1 protein-coding gene is annotated in these 1,130 nt (G+C 35.7%); it reads right to left on the bottom strand.

The genetic code is table 11. The features are described from left to right. Nucleotides 1–1,130 (bottom strand): hypothetical protein (locus B5D16_RS12480; protein ID WP_159444358.1); only part of this gene is annotated, 1,130 nt, incomplete at both ends.

The raw sequence follows: 1,130 nt of genomic DNA, 5'->3' as shown, positions 1-1,130 counted from the left end.
TTCTTATCAAAGTCTCCAAGTTTAATTTCAACTTTGTCCTTGCTTGTCTTTACTTTTCCGTCTTCTTTGTATAAGTATTCTCCAGCTTCGTTCTGAACTGTGAACTTAAGGTTTTCAAGGTCGTCTTCTGTGATATTTTCACCGTCAATTGTCTTCTTGATTTCTAAGTCACCAGTTTCGATGATTTCTTTATACTTATCTTCAATTGTTACAGTCTTTCCATCTTTTGTTAATACTGTGTTTGTTGTATAAGCTTTGTCAGTTCCTTCTGAAACTTCGCTGCCATTCATCCTAACATACTCAAGTTCATAACCTTCAATGTTAGCCTGTGTTTCCTTAACTGTGTACTTACCTACTTCGATGTCTTCGAATTTAAGGCTATATGTACCATCATTATTCTTATCGAATTCACCTAATGCAATTTCATGCTTATCCTTGCTTGTCTTAACTTTTCCGTCTTCTTTGTATAAGTATTCTCCTGCTTCATTCTGGACTGTGAACTTAAGGTTTTCAAGGTCATCTTCTGTGATATTTTCACCATCAATTGTCTTCCTGATTTCTAAGTCACCAGTCTGTACTTTGTAAGCGTCCTCGATTGTTACTGTCTTGCCGTCCTTTGTAAGAACTGTGTTAGATGTATAAGCTTTGTCTGTACCTTCTGATACTTCGCTACCATTCATCTTAACGTATTCAATGTCGTAACCTTCGATGTTGGCCTGTGTTTCCTTAACTGTGTACTTGCCTACTTCGATGTCTTCAAATGTAAGTGTATATGTTCCGTCATTATTCTTGTCGAATTCACCTAAAGCAATTTCCACTTTGTCTTTTGATGTCTTTACTTTTCCGTCTTCTTTATATAAGTATTTTCCATCTTCGTTCTGAACTGTAAACTTAAGATTCTTAAGATCATCTTCTGTGATGTTTTCACCGTCGATTGTCTTCTTAATTGTTAAGTCGCCAGTTTCAATGATTTCTTTATACTTATCTTCGATTGTTACAGTCTTTCCATCTTTTGTAAGAACTGTATTAGATGTGTAAGCCTTGTCTGTTCCTTCTGAAACTTCGCTGCCATTCATCTTAACGTATTCAAGTTCATAACCTTCGATGTTTGCCTGTGTTTCTTTTACTGT

The sequence above is a fragment of the Eubacterium uniforme genome, from assembly GCF_900167115.1.
GTDB classification, from domain to species: Bacteria; Bacillota; Clostridia; order Lachnospirales; family Lachnospiraceae; genus Eubacterium_S; species Eubacterium_S uniforme.
Note: the sequence above shows the minus strand (reverse complement) of the source record. Positions and strands in the feature narration are given on the sequence as shown.